The organism is Vibrio sp. 1562 (genome assembly GCF_033340155.1).
Taxonomy (GTDB): Bacteria; Pseudomonadota; Gammaproteobacteria; order Enterobacterales; family Vibrionaceae; genus Vibrio; species Vibrio alginolyticus.
Genome location: NZ_JAWOVY010000248.1, coordinates 1 through 780, shown reverse-complemented (window position 1 = coordinate 780; position 780 = coordinate 1). Strand labels below are relative to the sequence as shown.

Here is a 780-nt window from a genome sequence, read left to right as displayed (position 1 = left end):
ACTCTTTAATTAGCATTAACATCAAAAGGAAAGATATAGTATCAAAATGGACAATTCTAAAAGATAAATTTGATAATACTGCCAATTACTATGCAACAGCAGATGACCTTGTGTTTTTATCGAGATTAGCTAATAACCTAACCGGCGCTGTAAACCCAGTCCATATCAATTATTATTCAGGCCAAGCACATTTTGTATTTACAGGAACTCCTGCACTAAAAATAAAACTAAGAGTGTTAGGTTCTCGTGCCCCAACGCCAATAGTCGCAAACTTTGCTGTTGGTTCAAAACAGGCAATTCAATCGATAAAAAGTGGGACAATTATTACGGTAGTGTTAGTTAGTTCTTTCAAAGCACTAGAACATTTCTTTTCAGAAAAGAATAAAACCACACTATTAAGTCTGTTTGGAACCATAACTAGTGACATCATAAAGCTGGGGATTTCATCCGCAATAGCAGCAATTGCTGTAAGAGGAATCTCTGGAGCGACTACTATTTTTGCTCTAACTTCTGGCCCATTATTTTTGGCTATAGGTGTAAGCTTGGTTGTCGGGAATATTTTAAACCACATTGATAATAAATATGAGATAACACAAAAATTCAAACTAGCACTAGAGAAAACATTGAATGAATCACTAAAACAAGAAGAAATGAGAATCAACGATGTGATAGGTAGAAGTTACATAAAGAATGGGGTATTTTTATGAAACAAGAAGATGACTTGGATTTAACATCAACACTTTTGATATCATTGTTATTTCTTTTATTAGGCTTATCGTG

At 34.0% G+C, this 780-nt stretch carries 1 protein-coding gene; it reads left to right on the top strand.

Going from position 1 to position 780, the window contains the following annotated elements; genetic code table 11:
* The coding region (locus tag R7Z49_RS24450; RefSeq protein ID WP_318112289.1) for a hypothetical protein at positions 1-707 on the top strand (707 nt) is incomplete at its 5' end.
* Positions 708-780 lie beyond the last annotated feature (73 nt).